This is a genomic window from Pseudomonas sp. NFACC45, from assembly GCF_900113505.1.
In the GTDB taxonomy this organism is placed as follows: domain Bacteria; phylum Pseudomonadota; class Gammaproteobacteria; order Pseudomonadales; family Pseudomonadaceae; genus Aquipseudomonas; species Aquipseudomonas tehranensis.
The window spans coordinates 16,584-42,665 of record NZ_FOPO01000020.1; the positions used below are offsets into that span (position 1 = coordinate 16,584).

The 26,082-nt window shown below is 60.0% G+C and carries 22 protein-coding genes; 12 read left to right on the forward strand and 10 right to left on the reverse strand.

The genetic code is table 11. From position 1 onward, the window contains the following. Nucleotide 1 precedes the first annotated feature (1 nt). From proB to rplU, 4 genes are all read right to left on the reverse strand, one after another. Nucleotides 2-1,120, reverse strand: coding sequence for a glutamate 5-kinase (proB, locus tag BM132_RS27135; protein WP_092459954.1), 1,119 nt, complete (start codon nucleotides 1,118-1,120; stop codon nucleotides 2-4). 307 nt (nucleotides 1,121-1,427) lie between these two features. Continuing rightward, nucleotides 1,428-2,651 (reverse strand): Obg family GTPase CgtA, encoded by a 1,224-nt coding sequence (cgtA, locus tag BM132_RS27140; RefSeq protein WP_047230163.1) that lies wholly within the window; start codon nucleotides 2,649-2,651, stop codon nucleotides 1,428-1,430. A gap of 190 nt (nucleotides 2,652-2,841) precedes the next feature. After that, nucleotides 2,842-3,099 (reverse strand): 50S ribosomal protein L27, encoded by a 258-nt coding sequence (gene rpmA / locus BM132_RS27145; protein WP_003205738.1) that lies wholly within the window; start codon nucleotides 3,097-3,099, stop codon nucleotides 2,842-2,844. Between the two features lie 35 nt (nucleotides 3,100-3,134). Then, nucleotides 3,135-3,449 carry a 50S ribosomal protein L21 gene (rplU, locus tag BM132_RS27150; protein ID WP_003176051.1) on the reverse strand — a complete coding sequence of 105 codons (315 nt, stop codon included), beginning with the start codon at nucleotides 3,447-3,449 and terminating at the stop codon, nucleotides 3,135-3,137. A gap of 239 nt (nucleotides 3,450-3,688) precedes the next feature. On the opposite strand from rplU, the gene BM132_RS27155 reads away from it, so the two are divergent. The 3 genes from BM132_RS27155 (at nucleotide 3,689) to BM132_RS27165 (ending at nucleotide 5,701) form a co-directional block, all read left to right on the forward strand. Further along, the gene (locus tag BM132_RS27155; RefSeq protein WP_076386394.1) at nucleotides 3,689-4,657 is read left to right on the forward strand and encodes a polyprenyl synthetase family protein; all 969 of its coding nucleotides are present in this window, start codon (nucleotides 3,689-3,691) and stop codon (nucleotides 4,655-4,657) included. A 239-nt stretch (nucleotides 4,658-4,896) separates the two neighbouring features. Then, nucleotides 4,897-5,238, forward strand: a complete 342-nt coding sequence (locus BM132_RS27160; RefSeq protein ID WP_076386396.1) for a zinc ribbon domain-containing protein YjdM — start codon at nucleotides 4,897-4,899, stop codon at nucleotides 5,236-5,238. Between the two features lie 205 nt (nucleotides 5,239-5,443). Beyond that, the gene (locus BM132_RS27165) at nucleotides 5,444-5,701 is read left to right on the forward strand and encodes a PA4570 family protein (RefSeq protein ID WP_092459955.1); all 258 of its coding nucleotides are present in this window, start codon (nucleotides 5,444-5,446) and stop codon (nucleotides 5,699-5,701) included. A gap of 125 nt (nucleotides 5,702-5,826) precedes the next feature. Here the strand turns inward: BM132_RS27165 and BM132_RS27170 are convergent, their stop codons facing one another. From BM132_RS27170 to BM132_RS27185, 4 genes are all read right to left on the reverse strand, one after another. Further along, nucleotides 5,827-6,444: a BamJ family beta-barrel-assembly machinery protein gene (locus BM132_RS27170; RefSeq protein ID WP_025215564.1), complete on the reverse strand. Its 618-nt coding sequence runs from the start codon at nucleotides 6,442-6,444 to the stop codon at nucleotides 5,827-5,829. Nucleotides 6,445-6,649: 205 nt separating this feature from the next. Next, the gene (locus tag BM132_RS27175) at nucleotides 6,650-7,138 is read right to left on the reverse strand and encodes a TIGR00645 family protein (protein WP_025215565.1); all 489 of its coding nucleotides are present in this window, start codon (nucleotides 7,136-7,138) and stop codon (nucleotides 6,650-6,652) included. Nucleotides 7,139-7,270: 132 nt separating this feature from the next. Next, complete coding sequence (locus BM132_RS27180) at nucleotides 7,271-7,612, reverse strand: PA4575 family protein (RefSeq protein ID WP_092459956.1); 342 nt, start codon at nucleotides 7,610-7,612, stop codon at nucleotides 7,271-7,273. Nucleotides 7,613-7,928: 316 nt separating this feature from the next. After that, nucleotides 7,929-10,367 carry a Lon protease family protein gene (locus BM132_RS27185; protein ID WP_092403429.1) on the reverse strand — a complete coding sequence of 813 codons (2,439 nt, stop codon included), beginning with the start codon at nucleotides 10,365-10,367 and terminating at the stop codon, nucleotides 7,929-7,931. A 275-nt stretch (nucleotides 10,368-10,642) separates the two neighbouring features. Between BM132_RS27185 and BM132_RS27190 the strand changes: the two genes are divergently transcribed. The 3 genes from BM132_RS27190 (at nucleotide 10,643) to BM132_RS27200 (ending at nucleotide 13,669) form a co-directional block, all read left to right on the forward strand. Then, entirely contained in the window at nucleotides 10,643-11,131 is a 489-nt protein-coding gene (locus BM132_RS27190; protein WP_047230156.1) for a DUF3015 domain-containing protein, read from the forward strand. 89 nt (nucleotides 11,132-11,220) lie between these two features. Next, a complete protein-coding gene (locus tag BM132_RS27195) occupies nucleotides 11,221-13,074 on the forward strand; it encodes an Lnb N-terminal periplasmic domain-containing protein (protein ID WP_092459957.1) in 1,854 nt (617 codons plus the stop codon). Nucleotides 13,075-13,177: 103 nt separating this feature from the next. Beyond that, on the forward strand, nucleotides 13,178-13,669 hold the full coding sequence (locus BM132_RS27200; RefSeq protein ID WP_092459958.1) for a GreA/GreB family elongation factor: 492 nt from the start codon (nucleotides 13,178-13,180) through the stop codon (nucleotides 13,667-13,669). Between the two features lie 189 nt (nucleotides 13,670-13,858). Here the strand turns inward: BM132_RS27200 and ettA are convergent, their stop codons facing one another. Further along, on the reverse strand, nucleotides 13,859-15,523 hold the full coding sequence (ettA, locus tag BM132_RS27205; RefSeq protein ID WP_047230152.1) for an energy-dependent translational throttle protein EttA: 1,665 nt from the start codon (nucleotides 15,521-15,523) through the stop codon (nucleotides 13,859-13,861). Between the two features lie 271 nt (nucleotides 15,524-15,794). Between ettA and BM132_RS27210 the strand changes: the two genes are divergently transcribed. The 6 genes from BM132_RS27210 to BM132_RS27235 all read left to right on the forward strand — a co-directional run bounded on the left by BM132_RS27210 (nucleotide 15,795) and on the right by BM132_RS27235 (nucleotide 24,952). Continuing rightward, nucleotides 15,795-19,643 carry a bifunctional diguanylate cyclase/phosphodiesterase gene (locus tag BM132_RS27210; RefSeq protein ID WP_092459959.1) on the forward strand — a complete coding sequence of 1,283 codons (3,849 nt, stop codon included), beginning with the start codon at nucleotides 15,795-15,797 and terminating at the stop codon, nucleotides 19,641-19,643. 213 nt (nucleotides 19,644-19,856) lie between these two features. After that, on the forward strand, nucleotides 19,857-21,110 hold the full coding sequence (gene glyA / locus BM132_RS27215) for a serine hydroxymethyltransferase (RefSeq protein WP_047230150.1): 1,254 nt from the start codon (nucleotides 19,857-19,859) through the stop codon (nucleotides 21,108-21,110). 200 nt (nucleotides 21,111-21,310) lie between these two features. Next, nucleotides 21,311-21,841 carry a hypothetical protein gene (locus BM132_RS27220; RefSeq protein ID WP_092459960.1) on the forward strand — a complete coding sequence of 177 codons (531 nt, stop codon included), beginning with the start codon at nucleotides 21,311-21,313 and terminating at the stop codon, nucleotides 21,839-21,841. Between the two features lie 291 nt (nucleotides 21,842-22,132). Next, nucleotides 22,133-23,446: a C4-dicarboxylate transporter DctA gene (locus BM132_RS27225; protein ID WP_092402385.1), complete on the forward strand. Its 1,314-nt coding sequence runs from the start codon at nucleotides 22,133-22,135 to the stop codon at nucleotides 23,444-23,446. A 59-nt stretch (nucleotides 23,447-23,505) separates the two neighbouring features. Further along, complete coding sequence (locus BM132_RS27230; RefSeq protein WP_092459965.1) at nucleotides 23,506-24,210, forward strand: FadR/GntR family transcriptional regulator; 705 nt, start codon at nucleotides 23,506-23,508, stop codon at nucleotides 24,208-24,210. 22 nt (nucleotides 24,211-24,232) lie between these two features. Then, nucleotides 24,233-24,952 carry a GntR family transcriptional regulator gene (locus BM132_RS27235; protein ID WP_371264168.1) on the forward strand — a complete coding sequence of 240 codons (720 nt, stop codon included), beginning with the start codon at nucleotides 24,233-24,235 and terminating at the stop codon, nucleotides 24,950-24,952. On the opposite strand, the gene yjiA is transcribed toward BM132_RS27235, so the two are convergent. Beyond that, nucleotides 24,944-25,912 (reverse strand): GTPase, encoded by a 969-nt coding sequence (yjiA, locus tag BM132_RS27240; protein ID WP_092459966.1) that lies wholly within the window; start codon nucleotides 25,910-25,912, stop codon nucleotides 24,944-24,946. The genes BM132_RS27235 and yjiA overlap by 9 nt on opposite strands. Between the last annotated feature and the right edge of the window lie 170 nt (nucleotides 25,913-26,082).

Sequence of the window (26,082 nt, forward strand, 5' to 3'; positions counted from 1 at the left end):
CTTAGACAAGAATCAGGTTGTCACGGTGAACCAGCTCTGGCTCGGCCATGTAACCCAACAGACCGACAATTGCATCAGACGATTGACCGATGATTTTTTGTGCCTCGAGCGCGCTGTAGTTGGCCAGGCCGCGAGCGATTTCGCGACCATCCGGCGCCACGCACACCACCATTTCGCCGCGACGAAAACTGCCCTGGACCAGCTTCACACCCACCGGCAGCAGACTTTTATTGCCTTGGGACAGCGCCGACACCGCCCCCGCATCCAGCACCAGCGTGCCACGGGTTTGCAGATGTCCGGCCAGCCATTGCTTACGCGCCGCCAGCATGCCGCGCTCAGGGGACAACAATGTGCCGATGCGCTCGCCCGCCTTGAGGCGATCCAGCACCCGCTCCAGCCGCCCACCGACAATGATGGTGTGGGCCCCGGAACGAGCAGCCAGACGGGCGGCGCGTAGCTTGGTCTGCATGCCGCCACGCCCCAGCGCGCCACCGGTACCGCCCGCCACCGCGTCCAGCGCCGGATCATCGGCACGCGCCTCGTAGATCAGCTTGGCATCAGGATTGTTGCGCGGATCGGCGTCGAACATGCCGTCGCGATCCGTCAGAATCACCAGCAGATCCGCTTCCACCAGGTTCGCCACCAACGCGGCCAGGGTGTCGTTGTCGCCGAAACGAATCTCGTCGGTGACCACGGTGTCGTTTTCGTTGATCACCGGGATGACTTTCAGCTCAACCAGCGCTCGCAAGGTGCTGCGGGCATTGAGGTAGCGCTTGCGATCGGACAGATCGTCATGGGTCAGCAGAATCTGCGCCGTGTGGCGACCCAGCTCGGCAAAGCTCGACTCCCAGGCCTGCACCAGGCCCATCTGACCGATGGCGGCAGCAGCCTGCAATTCATGCATCGCGCTGGGTCGCGATGTCCAGCCCAACCGACTCATGCCAGCTGCTACAGCCCCCGAAGAGACCAAGACCAGCTCGACGCCGGCTTCATGCAAAGCCACCATCTGCTCGACCCACACCGCCATCGCCTTGCGATCCAGGCCCTTGCCATCCGCCGTCAGCAATGCGCTACCGATCTTCACGACCCAGCGCCGCGCACCCGTCACCTTGCTCCGCATTATCTTCAACCTTTGCCAGCGAACGGCGCGACCCAGCACCGCCCATGGGATTATTCGTATTTGCGTTTTACAGATACCAAAACGCCGCTCGAATGAGCGGCGCCTTGGAAACTGGCTGGTTGCGATGATAACACTGCACTGGATCAGTTAAACCTGCCCCCCATGCAGTCACCAAAAATCCCTGTGGGAGCGAGCCTGCTCGCGATAGCGGTGTGCCAATCAACATCAATGCGACTGATCCAACACCATCGCGAGCAGGCTCGCTCCCACAGTTCTTTATCTTTGGCTACGCGACATCAACGCAAGATCAGTCGCGAACGTAGATGATTTCCGGACCGTCTTCGTCATCCACGTCTTCTTCGTCCCAATCGTCGTCACCGATGTCATGGACCGACTTCACGCCGCTGCGACGCAGGGCACGCTGATCATCCAGCGCTTGCAACTGAGCACGCGCCTCGTCTTCGATACGCTGATCGAGCTCGGCCAACTCTTCCTTGTAGGCAGGGTCATTGGCCAGGCGATCGGCACGATCTTCCATATAACGCATGATGTCGTGGCACAGGCGCTCGGTGCCCTCTTTGGCAATGGCCGAGATCACGTAGACCGGACCTTCCCACTCCAGGCGATCGACGATTTCCTTGACCCGCTCTTCATGCTCTTCTTCGAGGATCTGGTCGCACTTGTTCAGCACCAACCAGCGGTCACGCTCAGCCAGGGCCGGGCTGAACTTGGTCAGCTCACTGACAATGACTTCTGCCGCATCAGCAGCACTGGTTTCATCCAGCGGCGCCATGTCCACGAGGTGCAGCAACAACCGGGTACGGGACAAGTGCTTGAGGAAGCGAATCCCCAGGCCGGCGCCATCAGACGCGCCTTCGATCAGCCCTGGAATGTCCGCAACCACAAAGCTCTTCCAGCGATCGACACTGACCACACCCAGGTTCGGCACCAAGGTGGTGAACGGGTAATCGGCCACTTTCGGCTTGGCCGCCGACACCGAGCGAATGAAGGTGCTCTTGCCCGCGTTCGGCAGGCCCAGCAGGCCCACGTCGGCCAGCACTTTCATTTCCAGCTTCAGGTCGCGCTGTTCACCCGGCTTGCCTGGCGTGGTCTGGCGTGGCGCACGGTTGGTACTGGACTTGAAACGGGTGTTACCCAGACCGTGCCAGCCACCATGGGCCACCAGCAGACGCTGGCCAGCCTTGGTCAGGTCGCCAATGACTTCCTGGGTGGCGGAGTCGATCACCGTGGTGCCGACCGGCACGCGCAGGATCAGGTCTTCGCCCTTTTTGCCGGTGCAGTCGGTGCTGCCGCCGTTGGAGCCACGCTCGGCATCGAAGTGCCGGGTGTAACGGTAGTCCACCAGGGTGTTGAGGTTTTCATCGGCGAGCATATAGATCGAGCCGCCGTCGCCGCCGTCGCCACCGTTCGGACCACCGTTCTCAATGAATTTTTCTCGACGGAAACTCATGCAACCATTGCCGCCGTCGCCGGCTTTTACTCGAATCGATACTTCATCAACAAACTTCATGACACACGCCTCTCGCCATACGGACGAGCCAAAAAAACAAGACATAAGACTCTTGCAAAAATGAGCGCAGCGACCTGATGACACGCCCCAACCGCAGCGCCGACAGCCCATACAAACAGTTTTGCAAGAGACTCACCCCACAAACGAAAAAGCCCCGTCGCAAGACAGGGCTTTTCCAGCGGTCTCGCAATTAAGCTGCGATAACGCTTACGTAACGACGACCGAAGGCGCCTTTTACTTCGAACTTGATCACGCCTTCGACTTTAGCGAAGAGGGTGTGATCCTTACCCATGCCTACGCCGTAGCCAGCGTGGAATTGGGTGCCGCGCTGACGCACGATGATGTTGCCCGCTTTGATAGCCTGGCCGCCATACATCTTGACGCCAAGGCGTTTGGCTTCTGAGTCGCGACCGTTACGGGTACTACCACCAGCTTTTTTGTGTGCCATGAGTTCAATTCTCCTAGTGAGGAATTAGGCTGAAATTAAGCCTGAATACCGGTGATTTTGATCTCGGTGTACCACTGGCGGTGGCCCATACGCTTCATGTGGTGCTTACGGCGACGGAACTTGATGATGCGGACTTTATCGTGACGACCTTGGGAGATCACTTCAGCCACAACGGTAGCGCCAGCAACGACTGGAGCGCCGATATTCACGTCATCGCCATTGGCGACCAACAGAACGCGATCAAAAGTCACGGATTCGCCAGTAGCGATTTCCAGTTTTTCGATCTTCAGGTATTCACCTGGGGCGACCTTGTATTGCTTGCCACCAGTAACAATTACTGCGTACGACATGGTATTTCTCCGATAATCCTGCTCACCCAGCGCTTTATAAGAAGAGGTATTGGCTGGCATGGCTGCATGGGCTGGAAGGCCCGGATGCAATTGCGTAAGGCAGGTGCTGCCCAGGAAGTTCAGGGTGCGCGATTGTACGCAAGCCGCAAGCGCCTTGCAAGAGGCCGTCCATCGTGCCTTGACAGGCCCAGGCGTGGGTCCTAGCATGCCGCGCAACCCTTCTGGAGCACCTGTCGCTGATGCAACCCCAAGCTTTCTACCGCGCGGTGGCGGACGATTTTAGCGCCGTCGACGGCATCATCAAGAAGCAGCTGACTTCCCGAGTGCCGCTGGTATCGAAAATCGGCGATTACATTACTTCGGCCGGAGGCAAACGCCTGCGGCCTTTGTTGGTGCTTTTGTGTGGCAAGGCCCTGGGTCGCGAAGGCGACGACATGCGCCTGCTGGCCGCCACCATCGAATTCCTGCACACCGCGACCTTGCTGCATGACGACGTGGTCGATATGTCCGGCATGCGCCGTGGCCGCTCGACCGCCAACGCCATGTGGGGCAATGCCCCAAGCGTGCTGGTGGGCGACTTCCTGTATTCGCGCTCGTTCGAAATGATGGTCGAACTGGGCTCGATGCCGGTGATGAAGATCCTGTCCCAGGCCACGCGCATCATCGCCGAAGGCGAAGTGCTGCAGTTGTCCAAGGTGCGCGATGCCAGCACCACCGAAGAAACCTACATGGAAGTCATCCGCGGCAAGACCGCGATGCTCTTCGAAGCCTCGACCCACAGCGCCGCCGCCCTGGCTGGCGCCAGCGCCGAGCAGAGCGAAGCGCTGCGCACCTTTGGCGATCACCTGGGTGTAGCCTTCCAGCTGGTCGACGACCTGCTGGACTACAAAGGCGACGCCGAAACCCTGGGCAAGAACGTCGGCGACGACCTGGCCGAAGGCAAGCCGACCCTGCCGTTGATCTACACCATGCGCGAAGGCACCCCTGAGCAGGCGGCGCTGGTACGCCAGGCGATCCAGAAAGGCGGGATCGAAGACCTGGAGAGCATCCGCGAAGCGGTTGAAGCCTCCGGCTCGCTGGACTACACCGCAAAACTGGCCCGTGACTACGTCGCCCGTGCAATCAAATGCCTCGACGCCCTGCCAGCCAGCGAATACCGCGATGCGCTGGTGGAGTTGAGTGAGTTTGCGGTGGCCCGTACTCACTAACATCCTTGGGGCTTTTTTGTGGCGAGGGGATTTATCCCCGCTGGGCTGCGAAGCAGCCCTAAAAGTCATTCCCGGTGCTCCAGGCAGATTGGGTTGAGCGCTGCTCTTGGGGCTGCTGCGCAGCTCAGCGGGGATAAATCCCCTCGCCACAATTCGCTGACACACGCTGCTCCCCCTGCTTGCAACAAAACCCTATATAATGTGCGCCCTTTTGCCCTCCTGATACCCAAGGAACTTTAGTGAGCACGTTGCCTCCCTGCCCGAAATGCAATTCCGAATACACCTACGAAGACGGTACTCAACTGGTCTGCCCGGAGTGTGCCCATGAATGGTCTGCCAGCGGTGAAGCTGAAACCGCGTCCGATGAGACGGTGAAGAAGGATTCGGTCGGCAATGTCCTACAGGACGGCGACACCATCACCGTGATCAAGGACCTGAAGGTCAAAGGCACGTCGCTGGTGGTCAAGGTGGGCACCAAGGTCAAGAACATCCGCTTGTGCGATGGCGATCACGACATCGACTGCAAGATCGACGGCATCGGCCCGATGAAACTCAAATCCGAGTTCGTCAGAAAAGTCTGATACGGCTGCATTCCATCCCATGCCCCGCGTGTGGGATGGAGCTTCACCCTCCCCGCCTCAGCCCCATTTCTCGGGCGTTAGCCAGGTGCCAGCCGCCTTGAGCTAGCACAACCCATCGTCAGAAAAACAATCGTAACGCCAATAGAGCCTTGCTATTTAGCGAATAAGAATTATTCTCATAACGCCCATCAAGGAGATGAGAACCATGACTTATTTGATCGATGCCTGGCTGGACCGCCCACACCCTTACCTGAGAATCCTGCATCGGGAAACCGGGGAAGTTTGCGCGGTACTTGAAGAAGAAGCCTTGAACGAATTGCAGGATCAGGGGGATCTGGACCTCCACAGCCTCAATTCCAGCGAGCCGCTGGTGCTCAAGGAACTGGTGCGCAATCTCTTCCTGTTCTGTTACGCCCGGGCATTGCGCCCTACGGGTGATTTCAGTGGCAGGTTTCACGGATGAATGCGCAAACCCTGTGGGAGCGAGCCTGCTCGCGATAGCGGTGTGACATTCAACATCATATTGACTGATCGACCGTCATCGCGAGCAGGCTCGCTCCCACAAAAGCCTGCTTAAGTGTTGATGCCTTACAGAACGTCCAACAGCTCGACGTCAAACACCAATACGCTGTGCGGCGGAATGCTGCCAACGCCTTGAGCGCCGTAAGCCAATTCGCTCGGCACGTATAGGCGCCATTTGCTGCCGGCGTTCATCAGTTGCAGGGCTTCGGTCCAGCCCGGGATCACGCCGCCCACCGGGAATTCGGCTGGCTGGCCACGATCGTAGGAGCTGTCGAACACAGTGCCGTCGATCAGGGTGCCGTGGTAATGGGTACGCACCTGATCCTCACGGCTCGGCTTGGCGCCTTCGCCCTGAGTCAGCACTTCAAATTGCAGACCCGAGGCCAGGGTGGTGATGCCTTCGCGCTTGGCGTTTTCAGCCAGGAATGCACGGCCTTCGCCAGCGGCAGCTTCTGCCTTGGCAGCGGCTTCGGCCTGCATGATTTCGCGGATGACTTTGAAGCTGGCGGACATCTCGTCCTGGCCCACACGGCTCGGCTTGCCGGCGAAAGCGTCGGTCAGGCCGGCCAGGATCGCGTCCAGGCTAACGCCCGGTGGCGGGTTGTCGCGCAGTTGGTCGCCCAACTGACGGCCAATGCCGTAGCTGACGCGGGTTTCGTCGGTGGACAGGTTAACTTCGGACATGATGCTGCTCCGCTGTGCGGACGGCTCGGGAATTTGCCGTGCTCGACACAGCGCCTCCCGGAGCGCCCGGAACCAAAAGGGCGAGCAGACTAGCACAGATGCTGTGGCGGGTGATCAGCCACCTCATCAAAGCGCCGCCGCCAAAAACGACAACGCCCGCCTGCTTTGCAACAGACGGGCGGTGCGCCAAGGCGATGAACGGACCTCAGTGCTTGGTCAGTTTATCCAGGTAGCCCATGGCAAACGCCGAAACCACGAAGGTCATATGGATGATCACGTACCACATCAGGTGCTCGGGATCGACGTTCTTGGCGTCCATGAAGATGCGCAGCAGGTGAATCGAGGAAATGGCAACGATCGAGGCCGCAACCTTCATCTTCAGCGAGGACGAATCCATGGTCCCGAGCCAGTTGAGCTTTTCCTTGTCGGAATCGATGTCCAGTTGCGAGACGAAGTTTTCGTAACCGGAAATCATCACCATCACCAACAGGCCGCCCACCAGCGCCATGTCGATCAGCGACAACAGTACCAGAATCAGTTCGGACTCGGCCATGGCAAACACATTGGGAATGACGTGAAAAACTTCCTGGAAGAATTTCAGCGCCAGAGCCAGCAAGCCGAGGGACAGCCCGAAATAGATCGGCGCCAGCAGCCAACGGGAGGCGTACATTGCATTTTCGATAAAGCGTTCCATTGAATCTCACACCAGGGCTGAAAAATCGCGGCGAGTATATCAGTCACGCCCCGGGTCATAAACGCCAAGCCCATCCGTGACTTCAGCCCTTGTGGCAAAACCGTACTGCCAGCCCCCGCACGATGACGGCTTTCAATGCAGCGGGCGAAACTCGAAGCCGTCGACGTTGCGACAACGGCCTCCATTGATTTCCCGTAACTGGGCCTGCATGTGCAGGCTCCAGATCTGCGGGTCGTCGGCCAGCTCATAACCGTGCAGTGTCAGGCTTTGCACAATGGTGTCGAGAATGGACTCAGCGGCATTCGGGCCGGGAAAAGGGCCTTGAGCCTTGATGGCCGAAGGTTGTTCGCCAGCCATTCCGGCGGCGAAGAGCAAGGTCCACATACCGGTATCTCCCGCCAGTGGACGGATGGCGCATTCGATACGGGTGACAAGGCCCAGGCATTGACGAGTGAGGCAAAGGTTGCGCGACATGGCGGCGCCCCTCGATAGATCCGGTATTCAGCCTCAGGAAGAGGCTGTTTCGATCCGATGATGGCTCTCGTTATCCTTGAACTGAGGATAGAAGAAAAGTTCCGGCCGCAAGTCCCGCCGAGACCAGAATGCGCCGAATGGTCATAGTGTGAATATTGACGCCAAAACGGCGGCACTTTTTAAGCATCACCGCAAACAATTGTGGGAGCGAGCCTGCTCGCGATAGCGGCGTGTCAGTCAATATTCCATTGGCTGTCATACCGCTATCGCGAGCAGGCTCGCTCCCACATGGGCACTCGCAGCGATCAGGGAAGCATCAAGCCGGCTTGGCCTCCGCCAGCGCCTGTTGCGCCAGTTCCTTTTCCGCTTCCTTGATGTCGTCTTCGCTGATCATCTCCGCGATCACCCGCAGCCGCTCCACCACCCGGGCATTGACGCTACCTTCGGGGAATTCACCGTTTTCATCCGGCTCGCCGGCCGGTTCGCCCACCAGCAGGCTCAGGGCTTCGTCGGCCTGACGCACCGCATAGACGTGGAACTGCCCGGCGCGCACGGCGGTGAGCACTTTCTCGTCGAGCATCAGGGTGGCGACGTTGGCCTGGGGGATGATCGCCCCCTGCTCGCCTGTCAGCCCACGGGCTTCGCAAAGACGGAAGAAGCCTTCGATCTTCTCGTTGACCCCACCCACCGCCTGCACTTCCCCAAACTGGTTGATCGAGCCGGTGATAGCGAAACACTGCTTGAGCGGCGTCTTCGACAACGCTGAAATCAGCGTACACGCCTCCCCCAGGGAAGCGCTGTCGCCGTCTACGTAGCCGTAGGATTGCTCCAGGGCAATGCTGGCCGAGATCGCCAGAGGAAACTCCTGGGCGTACCGGCTGCCCAGGTAACCGGTGAGGATCATCACGCCCTTGGAGTGGATCGGTTGGCCGAGGTTGACCTCTCGCTCGATGTCGACAATGCCGCTGCCGCCGGGGTAGACCGTGGCGGAAATCCGCGCCGGCACGCCGAACGCCGAATCACCCACCTCCAGCACCGTCAGCCCGTTGCACTTGCCTACCGCCGCGCCGTCGGTGTCGATCAGGATGATCCCCGCCAGCATGTCGTCGAGGATCCGCGCCGAGACGCGCCCGGTACGAGTGGCCTTGGCCTTGAGGGCGCGCTCGATGTGACCGGCGTCAGTCATCTCGTCACCGGCCAATTGACGAATGAAATCCGCCTCGCTGACCAGTTGGAAAAGATCGCCAATGCGCGCCGACAAACGCCCCTGATGTTCGGCCAGGCGCGCACTGTAGGTGGCCAGGCGCGCCACCGCATCGGCGGTCAGCGGGGCCATGCCCTCCTCCGAAGTACGGGTCTTGAGCAACTGGGCGAACTGCTCCAGGCTCTCATCCCCCATCGGAATGTCTTCGTCGAAATCCACCAGCACGCGAAACATTTCCTGGAAGTCCGAATCCAGATCCTGCAAGGCGTAGTAGAGCTGGCGGGCGCCGATGATCACCACTTTGACTTGCAGGGGGATGTGCTGCGGGGTCAGGGTGACCGTGGCCAGACGACCCAACTCGCCCAGTGGCGACTCCATTTTCAGTTTGCGCGATTGCAGGGCACGCTTGAGTGCATCCCACACGAACGGCTCGCCCAGCATTTTTTCTGCTTCGAGGATCAGGAAACCACCGTTGGCCCGGTGCAACGCCCCTGGGCGCAGTTGCCGATAGGTGGTGTAGAGCGCGCCCTGGTCAGTGCTGTACTCAATGCGTCCAAACAGGTTGTCGTAGGTCGGGTGCGGTTCAAACACCACCGGCGCGCCACCGCTGGTTGGGTGCCCTACCATCAGGCTCGGGGCGTATTGCTCCTCCAGCAGCTTGCGGGCGATGGCGTCAGACTTGCTGTCGTCCACCAACTGCTCGACCACCGTCTTGAGCAAGTACACCTGCATGGCTTGCAGGTAACCGCAGACCGCGGCGTTCTCTGCGTACTTTTCCGACAGCGGCGCCAGCAACGGCTGCAGGGCCAGGGTGATGGTTTCTTCGTTGAGGTGACGCATCTGGTTGCTGGACTCGCGCTTCCACTGCGGTAGGCTGGCAAGCTCTTCGTTCAGGCGTTCTTCCAGACCCGAGATGTCGTCATGAAAACGCTCGCGCTCAGACTCCGGCAACTGGGCGAATTCCGCCTCGTCCAGGGCCTTGCCCTCGCTCATCGGCGTGAACGCGATGTTGCTGCTGTCACGGTACAGGGCGACATCCTTTTCCAGCGCCAGACGTTCGATGACATCCAGGGCGCGGTCGTAGCGCTGGTTAAACGCACGGTCGATGGCGCTTTTTTTCTGTTGATAGGACGGGTGCTCGAACACTGCCGGGAACGTCGCCAGCAGGTTGTCGATCAGGCCGTTGATGTCGGCGATGAACGCGCCCGCCGTACCCGATGGCAGCTCCAGGGCGCGGGGTTCGCGGGGCTCATCGAAATTATTGACGTAGACCCAATCCGCCGGGGTCTGCATACGCTTGCCTTCGGCCTTGAGATAACGCTTTACGAACGAAAACCGGCCAGTGCCGGGCTCTCCCATGACAAATACGTTGTAACCGGGGCGCGGCATGGCCACGCCGAACTGCAATGCTTCGACCGCACGCTCCTGGCCAAGCACACCGCGGAAGGGTTCCAGATCATTGGTGGTAGAGAAGCTGAACTGTTCAGCGGAAAACGGGCGGGTCAGCGCTTCGGGCGCTAGACGCAAGCTGGCAGCAACAGGATCAGGCATCGGGCTTCCTTACATCAGGCGGGGCAGATAGCGGCATTCTGGCGCTGCCTGCACCTGACTGGCAAGAAGCGCCTCAGGCCAAAGCATAGTCCAGGGGTCACCCCTGAGCCCGAGCCCGTCAATTCATGACACTGCAGTTACTTTTTGCAAAATGTCACGGAACCCCAGGATCGTGCCTAAACTCCAAACTGCGCGGCTGGAACAATAACCGGCCCACTGGCGCCAGCGGGTGCCAGACCCTGTCCATTGGTATGCACATAAAAGAGAACATAGCTATGAAACGGATTCTTCTCGGTACTCTCTTCACCGCTGTATCCCTCAACGCCATGGCTCAGGCGCCAGGCGGTCCGGATTGCGGCTGGGGCAACATGCTGTTCGAAGGTCAGCGTGGCACCCCGGCTCACTTCCTGGCATCCACCACCAACGGCACCTCCGGCAACGCCACCTTCGGCATGACATCCGGTACCAACGGCTGCTCGACCAACGCGGCACTGACCTACGGTGGCAAGTCCTGGCTGGCCATGAACGGCATGATGAACGAGCTGTCCGAAGACATGGCCAAGGGCCAAGGCGAAGCGCTCACCACCTACGCCGTAGTACTGGGCGTGGCGCCGGAAGACCGTGCGCATTTCTCCGCTGTCACTCACGAGCACTTCCAGCAGATCTTCAGCAAGGCTGATGTGACCGCAGAAGACGTGCATACCAACACCCTGGCCGTGCTGAAAAGCGACCCACGCCTGGCCAAGTACGCCACTCCAGCTTAAGCTCGACACCACTCGCTCCTCTCGGGGAGCGGGTTTTCTTTTTGGGGCCCCTTCCGGTCTTTATTTTTCGACTGTCCAAGTAGCCAACTATGCTCAAACGCCTTGCCTGGCTGGCGCTCTGTGTGTGCGCCCCGTTGTCCGCCGCACCTCATGTCGACCCTCAGCGCTTGCAGCAATTGGCCAACGACCGTTTCTGGATTTCCCTGGGCCACTACGAAACCGCCAAGCTCGGCGGCTGGCGCAGCTATATCAGCGACAAAAGATTTTTCCTCGCTCCCGACGGCAACGAACATCCCGATCATGAACTGACCGCCACGGTGCAAGCCCTGTACGGCCCGGCCAGCGCTGGTCAGCAACACGCCCAATGTGTGTACCCGGCGCGTACACGCTGGCTGAAAGCGCAGCTCAACCTGACCGATCTGCCGACGGTTGATTGCCACGAATTCACCCAATGGTTCAAGGATGTCGCGCCCCACAGCGCGGTGATGATTTTTCCGGCCGCCTACTTGAACAGCCCTTCTTCGATGTTCGGCCACACCCTGCTGCGCATCGACCAGGCCGATGTGCAAAGCGACAAGACCGCGCTGCTCAGCTACGCGATCAACTTCGGTGCCTACATCGAAGGCTCGGACAACAGCATTCTTTATGCCTGGAAAGGCCTGATGGGCGGTTACCCGGGCCTGTTCGCCCTGGTGCCCTATCAGGAGAAACTCTCCGAGTACCGCAGCCTGGAAAACCGCGACCTGTGGGAATACCGCCTCAATCTGAGCCAGGTGGAAACCGAGCGCATGGTCGAGCATGTGTGGGAACTCAAGCAGGTGCAGTTCGACTATTTTTTCTTCGATGAAAACTGCTCCTATCGCCTGCTCGAACTGCTGCAAGTGGCCCGTCCCAGCCTGCGGCTGACCGAACAATTCCCGTTGACGGCGATTCCCACCGACACAGTGAAGGCGGTGAAAGAAGCCGGGCTGGTGGAAAGCATCGAGTACCGGCCCTCCCGTGAGCGGGAATTGCTCAGCCGCGCCGAACCGCTCAGCGACGACGAGCAACAATGGGTGCTGAAAGTCAGCACCGATCAGAAACAACTGCAAACCTCAGCATTCAAGGCATTGCCTCGCACCCGCCAGGCGCTGATCATCGACGCGGCCTATCGCCTGGAGCGCTACCGCGCCAACGGACAGGAACGCGACCCGCAGCGCGCCCAGCGCAGTTTCGAACTGTTGCGGGCGATCAACCAGAACCCCGCGCCGGAACTCGACATCCCGCGACCGGGCCTGCCCGAGGATGGCCACGAGTCGCGCACTTGGCAGGCCGGCCTCGGCACGCGTGGCGACCGGGCGTTCGGCGAATATGGCCTGCGCATGGCCTATCACGACCTCAACGACAACGCCGAGAGTTTCCCGTTGGGCGCACAGATCGAGATCCTGCAACTGAAGCTGCGCCAGTACGAAGGCAATGACTGGCAGGTGCAACAGCTGGACCTGGCAACCATTCGCTCGCTGACTCCGCGCAACGAGCTGCTGCAACCGCTGTCCTGGCAAGTCACCGGCGGCTTGGAACGGGTGCCGGGCAAGCACGACGACGAAACCCTGGTCAGCCACGTCAATGGCGGAGCCGGCGGCACCTGGGCACTGGGCGACGACATGCTGGGGTTCGCCTTGGGCACGGTACGGGTCGAACACAACAACGACTTCGCCCAGTTCATTGCTCCCGCAACGGGCTTCAACACTGGCGTGCTGTGGAAAAACCCGCTGGGCAACTTGAGCCTGGAGGCCAAAGGCGACTATTTCATCAACGGCGAAGTGCGCCGTAGCGTGAGCCTGAACCAGCAGTGGGAACTGTCACGCAACCTAGGGCTGCGCCTGAGTGCCCAGCGCGAGTTCAGCCATCTGGCGTCACCGGAGAATGAAGTGATGCTGGAGGTGAAGTGGTATCACTATTGACCAAAGCGTCTACCCGTCCACAAAAAGCGACGAGACGTTTTTAGACATCCAGCGAAACCAAAAGCCTGCGACCATGGCCCAAACTCCAATAGAGGAGAACGCCATGAGTCGCGCCTTCGTCAATGAGGACAACGCCGCTGCCCAGGCCGATCAACCGGTCGAGCGTCAGGTCAGCGTGCAACCCAATTACGTCACGCCCGCCGGACTCGCCCAATTACAGGCCCGGGTCGCTGAGCTGCAGGCGCTGCACAGCCAGCAGGTGGCCAGGGGAGAACTGGCGGACAAGCAGCGAATCGCGGATATCGAACGGGATTTGCGCTACTTCAATCAGCGCTTGCAAAGCGCGCAGGTCGTTACGCCGACTTCATTGGATCAGGTGCGGATCGGGCATTGGGTGACCTTTGTCGACGAGCACGATCACGAGCAGCGGGTGCAACTGGTGGGTGAGGATCAGGCTGATGCGGCCAAAGGGTTGATCAACTGGGGGTCGCCGTTGGGCCGGGCTCTGCTGGGGACGAAAGTGGGCGATGAAGTGGTCTGGAAACGGCCGGTGGGGGATTTGGCCATTGAAGTGGTGGCGATAGAACCGGGGTGATCTTGCCGGCCTCATCGCGAGCAGGCTCGCTCCCACAGGAGTCGAGCCCCACCGTGCATCTTGTGCCTGACCCAAAACCATTATGGGAGCGAGCCTGCTCGCGATGGCGGTGGGTCAGGCAACCTTTTGCTGACTGATCCGACGCTATCGCGAGCAGGCTCGCTCCCACAGGGTTTGTCGCTTGCCTGATCAGGCCAGCTTCTTGTGCCTTACGCGATGCGGCTGGGCAGCGGCTTCGCCCAAGCGTTTCTTGCGGTCGGCCTCGTACTCGGTGTAGTTGCCTTCGAAGAACACCGCTTGCGAGTCGTCTTCGTACGCCAGGATGTGGGTCGCCACGCGGTCGAGGAACCACCGATCGTGGGAGATCACAATCGCGGCGCCCGGGAAGTCCAGCAGGGCTTCTTCCAGGGAGCGCAGGGTTTCGACGTCGAGGTCGTTGGACGGTTCGTCGAGCAGCAGGACGTTACCACCCTCCTTCAAGGTCAGTGCCAGGTGAAGACGACCGCGTTCACCGCCGGACAGGTCTTTGACGAACTTCTGCTGGTCGCCGCCCTTGAAGTTGAAGCGCCCCACGTAAGTGCGCGACGGAATTTCATAGTTGCCGATGCGGATCTGGTCGGAACCGTCGGATATCTGCTGGAACACGGTCTTGCTGCCGTCCAGGTCTTCGCGGCTCTGGTCGACACAGGCCAGTTGCACGGTTTCGCCGATTTCGATGGTGCCCGAATCCGGTGTTTCCTTGCCCATCAGCATGCGGAACAGCGTGGATTTACCCGCACCGTTACCACCGATCACACCGACAATGGCGCCTTTGGGCATGGCGAACGACAGGTTGTCGATCAGCACGCGGTCGCCGTAGCCCTTGGTGACGTTCTTGAATTCGATGACCTTGTCACCCAGGCGCGGACCGGCCGGGATGTAGATCTCGTTGGTTTCACTGCGCTTCTGGAATTCCTGGGACTGCATTTCCTCAAAGCGTTGCAGACGTGCCTTGGATTTGGACTGGCGGGCCTTGGCGCCTTTGCGCACCCACTCCAGTTCTTCCTTCATGGCTTTTTCATGGGCCGACTGCTGCTTGGATTCCTGGGCCAGACGATCGGACTTGGCTTCGAGCCAACCCGAATAGTTGCCTTCGTAAGGAATACCCGCGCCGCGGTCCAGTTCCAGGATCCAGCCGGCAACGTTGTCCAGGAAGTAACGGTCGTGCGTGATCGCGACCACAGTGCCCGGGAAATCGTGCAGGAAGTGTTCGAGCCAGGCGACGGAATCGGCGTCCAGGTGGTTGGTCGGTTCGTCGAGCAACAGCATGTCCGGCGCCGACAGCAGCAGGCGGCACAAGGCGACGCGGCGCTTTTCACCACCGGACAGGTGTTCAACCTTGGCATCCCAGGCCGGCAGGCGCAGCGCATCGGCGGCGACTTCCAGCTGGCGATCCAGGTTGTGGCCATCGCTGGCCTGCAGGATCGCTTCGAGCTTGGCCTGTTCGGCGGCCAGCTTGTCGAAGTCGGCATCCGGCTCGGCATAGGCCGCGTAGACCTCGTCCAGACGCGCCTGGGCATCCTTGATCACGCTGACCGCCTCCTCGACCACTTCACGTACGGTCTTGGTCGGATCCAGCTGAGGCTCTTGAGGCAGGTAACCGATGTTCAAGTCCGGCATCGGACGGGCTTCACCGTCGAATTCGTTGTCGACCCCGGCCATGATTTTCAGCAGGGTGGACTTACCCGAGCCGTTGAGGCCCAGTACGCCGATCTTGGCCCCGGGGAAGAACGACAGTGAAATGTTTTTCAGGATTTCCCGCTTCGGCGGAACAACTTTGCTCAGCCGATGCATGGTGAAGACGTATTGAGCCATGGTGAACCTAGCGTCAGTGACAGGTGAAAAGAACGGGCCAGGCCATGCGCGGCGCCGGCGCTTGACGGTGATCAATGCCGGCGGGCAGGTTAAGCCTGGGGGATCGGAGCTTGCGCGCTCTTGTTTGACCGGCAAAGCTACCTCAACCATCGGTCAAGGTCCAGCCACCAGGGGCTGGCACTTTGCCACAAGTCAAGGCATGCTAGCCGCCCTTTGGGCGTCCGGCTTATAGTGCACGTCGCGCCAGTCCAGCAAACTGCAGGATTACAGCTTGTCCAATGTCACGCCGACCCTGTCCCCACGCGCACCGACTGCTGCGAGCGGCTCGCCCCTGCGCGGGACACTGAAAAGTGCGCTGGCCACGTTGGTGCTGTTGTTACTCGGGCTGCTCTTCTGGCAGTTGCTTGACCAGTTGCGCGAAACCCAGCAGCAACAGCGCCAGTACACCATCGATTACACCGCCGACCTGGCCGCGCAAGTCAGCCTGAACATGGCCTTGAATGCGCAAATCGCCCTCAACCTGCTACCGATCGTCGAACAACCCCAGAGCGCCGACGAACAGCAGGCTTTGCTGCGCAAACTCCGACAATCGTTGCCCGAGCTACGCAGCCTGGCGTTGCTGAGTCCTTCCGGCCGGGTGCTCAGCGACAGTGATCCGGCCAGCCACGATGCCGATTACCTGGCGCAGCTGGTACAGCGCAGTCATGCCCAGGCGCACTATTTCAGCAATGCCGAGGACGGCTCCGTGGTGCATCTGTTGTTGCACCAGGCCAGTGGCAGCAGCCGTGGCTATTGGGCCCTGCGCCTGACACCAACCTTCTTCTCGACCCTGACCAAGCAGGCTGATACAGGCATACGTCCACTGTGGCTGGTGGAAAACCGGCTCAACCAGCAGATCATCAGTCGGGATGAAAGCCTGCCCTCGGCCAACCCTACCCGGCTGTCCCCGGATGATCTGAGCAACACCGTGCTGACCGTGCCGCTGAGCAGCAGCGACTGGCAATTGCGTGGACTGTTCGACCGGCACCAGGTGCTGGAGCAATTGCTGCCGGCCTTCATCGGCAAATGCCTGCTAGGTCTGGCGTTTTCAATGCTGCCGGTGATCGCGCTGTTGAGCATGCGTCGTCGTCAGCGCCAGTTGCACGAGGGTCGCCGACGCTACCAGGATATTTTCGAAGGCACCGGCGTCGCGCTCTGCGTGCTGGACCTGTCGAGCCTCAAGGCGTTTTTTGAAAGGGCCGGCCTGCGCAATGGCGACCAGTTGCGCGCCTGGTTGGCCATCCCTCACCAGCTTGAACAACTGCAGCAGGAGGTTCACGTCACCGAGGTCAATCAGATGGCGTTGAAGCTGCTCAACGTCAACTCCTGCGAACGGGCGTGGCAACTGTTGGTCGGCAATGCAGCCCAGGACAACAATCCCGTGGGTTCGAAGCTGCTCGAAGCGCTGCTCGACCCGCACAAGCAACTGGAGCTGGAAATCCAGCTGCAGGACGCCCATGGCCGCGATCAACACCTGTGGCTGGTGCTGCGTCTGCCGGAAAAACAACAGGACTACAACGCCGTCATTCTGAGCATCAGCGACATTACCAGCCGCAAGTTGATCGAACTCTCGCTGCTCGAACGCGAAGGCTTCTGGTCCGATGTGGTGCGCACCGTGCCGGACCATCTCTATGTGCAAGACGTGATCAGCCAGCGGATGATCTTCAGCAACCATCACCTGGGACAGACCCTGGGATACGACCGCACCGAACTGCACCAGATGGGCGAATACTTCTGGGAAATCCTGCTGCACAGCGAAGACGCCGACCACTACCACAACTTGCGCCAGGCACAACGCCAGGCCGGGTATGCGCACCTGCTGCAATGCCAACTGCGCTTTCGCCATCGCAATGGCAAATGGCGGCGCTTCGACATTCGCGAACAAGCCCTGGCCCGGGACCGGCACGATCAGGTGACACGCATCATCGGCGTAGCCAAAGACATCACCGAACAGATCGAAGCCAGCGAATCACTGCGCGACAGCGAACAACGTTACCGGATGCTCGCCGAAAGCATCAGCGACGTGATTTTCTCCACCAACAGCACGCTTTCGCTCAACTACGTCAGTCCCTCGGTGCAAGCGGTGCTGGGTTATAGCGCTGACTGGATATTCCAGAACGGCTGGCAATCGACCATCGCCAACCCGCAACAACTGACCGGCATCTACACCTTGATGGATCGGGTCAGCAAAGCCCTCGACAAGCCTGAGCAACTGGCCGAGTTGCGCAACCAGATGCAGACCCAGCTGTTTCTGTTCGACTGCCTGCGCGCCGACGGGCGCAAGATTCCCATCGAGCTGCGACTGGTACTGGTATGGGATGAACACGGCGCGTTTGAGGGCGTGCTGGGCGTAGGCCGTGATATCAGCCAACAAAGACGCGCCGAAAAAGACCTGCGTATGGCCGCCACGGTATTCGAGCATTCAACTTCGGCGATTCTGATCACCGACCCGGCCGGTTACATTGTCCAGGCCAACGAAGCCTTCAGCCGCGTCAGCGGTTATGCGGTGTCGCAGGTGCTGGACCAGTTGCCCAACATGCTGACCGTGGACGAACAACAGGAAGCCCACCTGCGCTACGTGCTCAAGCAGTTGCAGCAACACAGCACCTGGGAAGGCGAGGTCTGGCTCAAGCGCCGCAATGGCGAGCACTATCCGGCCTGGGTCGGCATCACGGCGGTGCTGGACGATGAAGGCGACCTGGCCAGCTATGTGTGCTTCTTCAGCGACATCAGCGAACGCAAGGCCAGCGAACAGCGCATCCACCGCCTGGCCTATTACGACGCGTTGACCCACCTGCCCAACCGCACGCTGTTTCAGGACCGCCTGCACACCGCGCTGCAATCGGCGGAGCGCCAGAAAAACTGGGTCGTGCTGATGTTTCTCGACCTCGACCGCTTCAAGCCGATCAACGACTCCCTGGGCCACGCCGCCGGCGACCGGATGCTCAAGGAGATGGCCACGCGGCTGCTCGGCTGCGTGGCCGACGACGACACCGTGGCGCGCATGGGCGGCGACGAATTCACCCTGCTGCTGCAACCGCGTTCCAGCCGCGAAATGGCGCTCAACCGGGCGATCAACGTGGCCGAGCAGATCCTCGCCAGCCTGGTCCGCCCCTTCGTACTGGAAGGTCGGGAGTTCTTCGTCACCGCCAGTATCGGTATCGCCCTGAGCCCTCAGGACGGCAACGAGCTGAGTCAGCTGATGAAGAACGCCGACACGGCCATGTATCACGCCAAGGAGCGCGGCAAGAACAACTTCCAGTTCTACCAGGCCGACATGAACGCCAGCGCCCTGGAACGACTGGAGCTGGAAAGCGACCTGCGCCACGCTCTGGAGCAGAACGAGTTCGTGCTGTATTACCAGCCACAGTTCAGCGGCGACGGCAAACGTTTGACCGGCGCCGAGGCCTTGCTGCGCTGGCGCCATCCACGACGCGGGCTGGTGCCGCCAGGGGACTTCATCCCGGTACTCGAAGAGCTCGGCTTGGTGGTGGACGTCGGTGACTGGGTGATCAGCGAAGCCTCTCGGCAGCTCAAGGCCTGGCACCAGGCCAAGGTCCGAGTGCCGAAAGTCTCGGTCAACATTTCGGCCCGGCAGTTCTCCGACGGCCAGCTCGGCACGCGCATCGCCAACATTCTGCGTAGCACCGGCCTGCCGCCGGCCTGCCTGGAACTGGAACTGACCGAAAGCATCCTGATGCGTGAAGTCAGCGAGGCCATGCAGATTCTGGCCGGGCTGAAAAACCTGGGCCTGAGCATCGCCGTGGATGACTTCGGTACCGGTTATTCGTCCCTCAACTACCTCAAGCAATTCCCCATCGACGTGTTGAAAATCGACCGCACCTTTGTCGATGGCCTGCCATCCGGCGAACAGGACGCCCAGATCGCCCGGGCGATCATCGCCATGGCCCACAGCCTCAACCTGGCGGTGATTGCCGAAGGGGTCGAAACCCACGAACAACTGGACTTTCTGCGCGAACACGGCTGCGATGAAGTCCAGGGCTACCTGTTCGGCCGCCCGATGCCGGCCGGCCGGTTTGAAGCGCAGTTCAGCAATGATGCGCTGTTCATGCTCGACTGAAAGCTTGTGCTGGCTGGGCGGGCCTCTTCGCGAGCAAGCCCGCTCCCACAGGGGGAACGCATTTCAAAATGTGGGAGCGAGCCTGCTCGCGATGAGGTCAGTACAGGCAGCGTGAATCCCATTCGTCCGCGACATGACGTCCTTTCATATGCCTTCCAAAACCGGTTGGGTTAGAATGCCCCCCTTTTCTGCCCCCGATCCTTGAGGACCGCCATGTTCAGCCGTGATTTGACTATTGCCAAGTACGACGCCGATCTCTTTGCCGCCATGGAGCAAGAAGCTCAGCGCCAGGAAGAGCACATTGAGCTGATCGCTTCGGAAAACTACACCAGCCCCGCGGTGATGGAAGCTCAAGGCTCGGTACTGACCAACAAGTACGCCGAAGGCTATCCAGGCAAGCGCTACTACGGTGGTTGCGAGTTCGTCGACGTGGTCGAGCAACTGGCCATCGATCGCGCCAAGGAACTGTTCGGCGCCGACTACGCCAACGTTCAGCCCCACGCCGGTTCCCAGGCCAACGCCGCCGTCTACCTGGCGCTGCTGTCGGCCGGTGACACCATTCTGGGCATGAGCCTGGCCCACGGCGGTCACCTTACCCACGGCGCCAGCGTCTCGTCCTCGGGCAAGCTGTACAACGCCATCCAGTACGGCATCGACGGCAACGGCCTGATCGACTACGACGAAGTCGAGCGCCTGGCGCTCGAGCACAAGCCGAAAATGATCGTGGCCGGTTTCTCCGCCTACTCGCAAATCCTCGATTTCCCGCGTTTCCGCGAAATCGCCGACAAGGTCGGTGCCTACCTGTTCGTGGACATGGCGCACGTTGCCGGCCTGGTTGCTGCTGGCGTCTACCCGAACCCGGTGCCATTCGCCGACGTCGTCACCACCACCACCCACAAGACCCTGCGCGGTCCACGTGGCGGCCTGATCCTGGCTCGTGCCAACGCCGACATCGAGAAGAAGCTCAACTCCGCCGTATTCCCGGGCGCCCAGGGTGGCCCGCTGGAACACGTGATCGCCGCCAAGGCGATCTGCTTCAAGGAAGCGCTGCAGCCTGAGTTCAAGGCTTACCAGCAACAAGTGGTGAAAAACGCCAAGGCCATGGCCGGCGTGTTCATCGAGCGTGGCTTCGACGTAGTGTCCGGCGGCACCGAGAACCACCTGTTCCTGCTGTCGCTGATCAAGCAGGACATCTCCGGCAAAGACGCCGACGCAGCACTGGGCAAGGCGTTCATCACCGTGAACAAGAACTCGGTGCCCAATGACCCACGCTCGCCGTTCGTCACCTCCGGCCTGCGCTTTGGCACCCCGGCCGTGACCACTCGTGGTTTCAAGGAAGCTGAGTGCAAGGAACTGGCTGGCTGGATCTGCGACATCCTGGCGGACCTGAACAACGAAGCGGTGATCGACGCCGTTCGCGAGAAGGTCAAGGCGATCTGCAAAAAGCTGCCGGTATACGGCGCTTAATCAGCCCCGCTAAACCTCAGTAGAAAAGGCCTCCATTGAAAGATGGGGGCCTTTTTCATGGGCGCAGACAACTGACTCAAACAACTAACCCCGTACTTATCTAACGTCTTGCAATACACACACCACCACCAAGAGCCGATAAATCAATAACATCGCGCCCTAACTGCACACTTCCTAAACCCAACGAGGAGTTGAATCACATGGACAGTGATCAATCTTTTAACGCAACACTTCGAATGTTTGACACCCATGTCAATCTGCTTGAAATACTTCATGGCAAACCGGCAATGGCCACCGTGAGCTTATTCAGCGGTGGCTTTTTTACCGGTCGCCCACAAACCCATGACCACTCCAGCCTGCTCGGCATGCGCCCCAAAAATCAGGGCCACTCCAGCAACCCGTTGAAATTGCATTTGCGACACACCTCGGACGGCTACAACCTGGTCATTAAAAACACGGGGGAACATGAAAACAAACTTATCGGTAAACGCTGGCTTGAGGTTCTGGGCGCACAGGACTCCGACACGGATGATCCGATGCTCTTTACCCTCGTTGATCATCAGAACAACGCCATTACCCGGAAGAATATTTCCACGCCGCATTTACCCGTCTCGCTCATGACAAAAAATAAAAAATATATCGGCGGATTGAAAGTTCGAGGCTCGCCTTACCTTTATCTCGCCGAGACAGAAGAAAAGTCGAAAGTGACGTTCATCCTGAGTGTTCTTTAAAGAATCTATCGATAACGTTGTGGCGAGGGGCTGATCCCTCGCCACAGGGTGCTGTGGCACTGCTTGCCACCGACAACTTTTTTCACCGCAACAAACGGCTCAAGCACAAGGGTTTCGCCCCAACTGGTAAGACCGGTCATGCCAGATCTCAGCAAATCAGCTTGCACAGCCACCAAAACCACACCTAGACTGCGCCTGCACTGGACAAACCGGTAAGACCACAATAATGAAGTCCTGACGCCAACAGCTCTATTGACGGCGAAAAAGGACACCGAACCAGGAATCCCTCCCATGCTCAAATGGTGCTCGCGTTCGATCTTCCTTCAAGTTGTCCTCGGATTGGTGCTCGGCATCGTCTGTGGACTGACCCTTCCCGAATACTCCGCACAGCTCAAACCCCTCGGCGACGGCTTTATCAAGCTGATCAAGATGCTCATCGGCCTCATCGTATTCTGCGTGGTAGTCAGCGGTATCTCGGGGGCCGGAGACCTCAAGAAGGTCGGGCGCATCGGCCTCAAGTCGGTCATCTACTTCGAAGTATTGACCACCATTGCGCTGGTCATCGGTCTGGTGCTTGCCTTCAGCACCGGCATCGGCAGCGGTGCGAACATCCATCTGGAACAACTCTCCAGCGCGGACATGGGCGATATCGCCCAGCGTGGCGAGCATCTGGTCACCACCACCCAGTTCCTCATGAACCTGATCCCGACCTCGGTGCTCGGGGCCTTCGCTGAAAACAACATTCTGCAAGTGCTGCTGTTCTCCGTGCTGTTTGGCAGTGCGCTGAACCTGGTGGGCGATGCAGCGTCCGGCATCTCGCGGTTGATCAACGAACTCAGCCACGTGATCTTCCGCATCATGGGCATGATCGTACGTCTGGCCCCCATTGGTGTCTTCGGAGCCATTGCCTTCACTACCAGCAAATATGGCCTGGACTCGCTGCAACACCTGGGCAGCCTCGTGGGCCTGTTCTACCTGACCTGCATCGCCTTCGTTGCGCTGATTCTCGGTCTGGTGATGCGTGCCTCGGGCCTGCCGATGTTGCCGTTTCTCAAATACCTGCGTGAAGAGCTGCTTATCGTGCTCGGTACCGCCTCTTCCGACGCCGTGCTGCCACAGATCATGCGCAAGCTCGAACACCTGGGAATCGGCAGCTCCACCGTCGGCCTGGTCATCCCGACCGGTTACTCGTTCAACCTGGACGGCTTTTCGATCTATCTGACCCTGGCGATTGTGTTCATTGCCAACGCCACCGGCACACCTCTGGCGATGAGTGATTTGCTGACCATCCTGCTGGTGTCATTGATCACCTCCAAGGGCGCCCACGGAATTCCCGGCTCGGCGTTGGTGATCCTGGCTGCCACGCTGACGGCGGTCCCGGCGATCCCGGTGGTAGGTCTGGTGCTGGTACTGGCCGTGGATTGGTTCATGGGCATCGGCCGAGCCCTGACCAACCTGATTGGTAACTGTGTGGCCACGGTAGCGATTGCCCGCTGGGAAAAAGATATCGATGTGCCTCGGGCGCGCAAGGTACTGTCCGGCCAACAAGGTTATGCCTTCCAAACCAGGAAGCCAGTAGGCACTGCCCATCAGCAGCAATTCTGAAAGACTGCGGTGCCGGTCCGCGAACCGGCACCGCCTGATTGATTTTCGAGGAGTCACCCGTGATCAGTTCATCAACCGTCGTCAATTCCGTGGTGGAGAAACTACGTGCCGCCCTCGCCCGGGGCCAATGGCGCTCGGGCGAAATGCTGCCCGGCCAGCGCGAGCTGGCCGAGCAATTGGGCATCAGCCGACCAAGCCTGCGTGAAGCGGTGATTGTCCTGGAAACCCTGGGTCTGGTGCGTTCGATGCCCGGCAAGGGCGTCGTGGTGCTGGAGGCCAGCTTCGCCGACACCGCCAGTGAAGGCAGCGCCATGGCCGGCGCGAGCCTGGAGGACGTGCTGCAACTGCGCTACACCCTGGAGCCTTTCATCGTTGGCCTTGTGGCGCAATCCATCAGCAGCAAGGAGGTCGGCCAGTTACGCCTGACCCTCATGGACATGCGCGAAGCGTTGGAGGCCAACGACAGCGACGCCTGCGCCAACGCCTACATTGCCTTCCATGAAGAGTTGTTTGCCTTGACGTCCAACCCGATATTTCAAAACGTGGTCCAGCAGACCAGCAACGCGCTCAAGCAAAGCGCCGATGTGTTGCGCAATTCACCCCAGCATCTGGCCGAACGCCTGGAGGAAAACGAAGCAGTGGTGCGCGCCATCCGCGGCAAGAACAGCGCCCAGGCCAGCACCGAAATGCGCCGGCATATCCTCAGGGAAGGCCAGCGCATGGGCATCGAACTGAACATTCCGGACGACAACCTCGGCACTTGAGCCACGCCCTGCGGAGACCGCCATGAACATCCTCATGCCCCACCCGAATCAGCCTGAGCGCAACGTGCTCGCGTCCCTGTCGCCGCCCGGTCGGATCGGCAAACCGTCGGTGGACGATATCTACCCGCAGATTTTCGACGCCATCCTCGAACAACGCATTGCTCCGGCCAGCCGTTTCACCGAGGAAAGCCTGGGGGACGTGTTCGGGGTCAGCCGCAGCATCATTCGCCGTGTCCTGGCGCGCCTGTCTCACCAGCAAGTGGTGATCCTGCGGCCCAACCATCGGCCCCAAGTGGCGGCACCGGACCTGGAGCAGACCCGGCAAATCCTGCATGCCCGGCGCCTGGCCGAGCAGACCCTGGTGCGCCTAGCCTGCAAGGCGCCGCAACCCAAGGACCTGCAGCGCCTACTCGATCTGGTAGAGCACGAGCGCCAATGCCTGGATCGCGGCGAGCGCGGCCCGGCGATTCGCCTGTCCGGCGAGTTTCACCTGCAATTGGCGGCCATGGCCGGAAACGCGCCGTTGGCGCAGTTTCTCGGCAGCCTCGTGCCATTAACCTCGCTGGCCCTGGCGCGGCATGAGGTCAAGTCCCGCAGGCATTGCGCCTGGCAGGAGCATTTGGCGATCGTAGACGCGATGGAACGTGGCAACGTTGATCAGGCGTTGCAACGGATGAGCGAGCACCTGGACCATCTTGAGCAAAAGCTGCTGATGGCCGCAGGCACCGGGACGTCAAAGTAGCGCAGCTTCGAAGCCTGCACGGATCTTCTCTTCGGGCAACTCGTCGGCGATGAACACAATGACGCTCTCCCGGGATTCGTCGGGTGCCCATTCGGTGTCCCAATCAAAGCCATACAGTTTGAGTACGCCCTGGAACACCAGTCGACGGGATTCGCCAGCGATGTTCAGTACCCCCTTGTAGCGCAGCAGCTGTTTACCATGCGCCTCCAGCAACTGGTTCATGAACTCGCTGAGCTTGTCGATATCCAGCGGTTTATCGGTGCGAAGCACGAGGCTGCTGATGCGGTCTGCGGTGTTTGCCTTGCCCACCGGTCGCAGGCTGAACCCCGCCCCCAGGTCTGCGTTGAGATTGAAGCCGCGGATGTCGAGCAGTTCGGCCAGATCGATCTTGCCGTGTTCCACCACCCTGATCGGTGCCCTTCGGTTGATCCGCGTCAGTCGTTCGCTAAGGGCTTGGACATGGGCGGCGTCCACCAGATCGGTCTTGCTCAGCAGCAGACGGTCGGCAAACCCGACCTGGGCCTGGGCGATGGCCTGGGTCAGGTGGATCTCGGCGTGAGCGGCGTCCACCAGGGTCAGGATGCCGTCGAGGATGTAGCGCTCGCGCAAGTCCTCATCGATAAAAAATGTCTGGGCCACAGGGGCCGGATCGGCCAGACCGGTGCATTCGATCACCAGGCGATCAAAGGCAATTTCGCCGCTGTCCAGCCGTTCGAGTAGCAGGTACAGGGCTTTGGTCAGGTCAGTGTGAATGGTGCAGCACACGCAGCCATTGGCCAGGGTCATGACCTGCACCGGCTCATCGCCCAATAGCTGGGTATCGATGCCAGCATCGCTGAATTCATTCTCGATCACGGCGATTTTCAGGCCGTGCTCGGCCTTGAGCAAATGACGCAAAAGCGTGGTCTTGCCGGCGCCGAGGAAGCCGCTGAGGATGGTGACCGGGATGGGAGAGGACAACGTGATTCTCCTGTTGCGAAATTAAAAGAAGAGCACAAAACCAAGATGGAGGCGAGGCAAACTGTTCCGACGCCTTCGCGAGCAAGCCCGCTCCCACAAGGTTCTGTGGTGTATGAAAATCCCGAGGCCATCCTAAAACAACTGTGGGAGCGAGCCTGCTCGCGATAGCG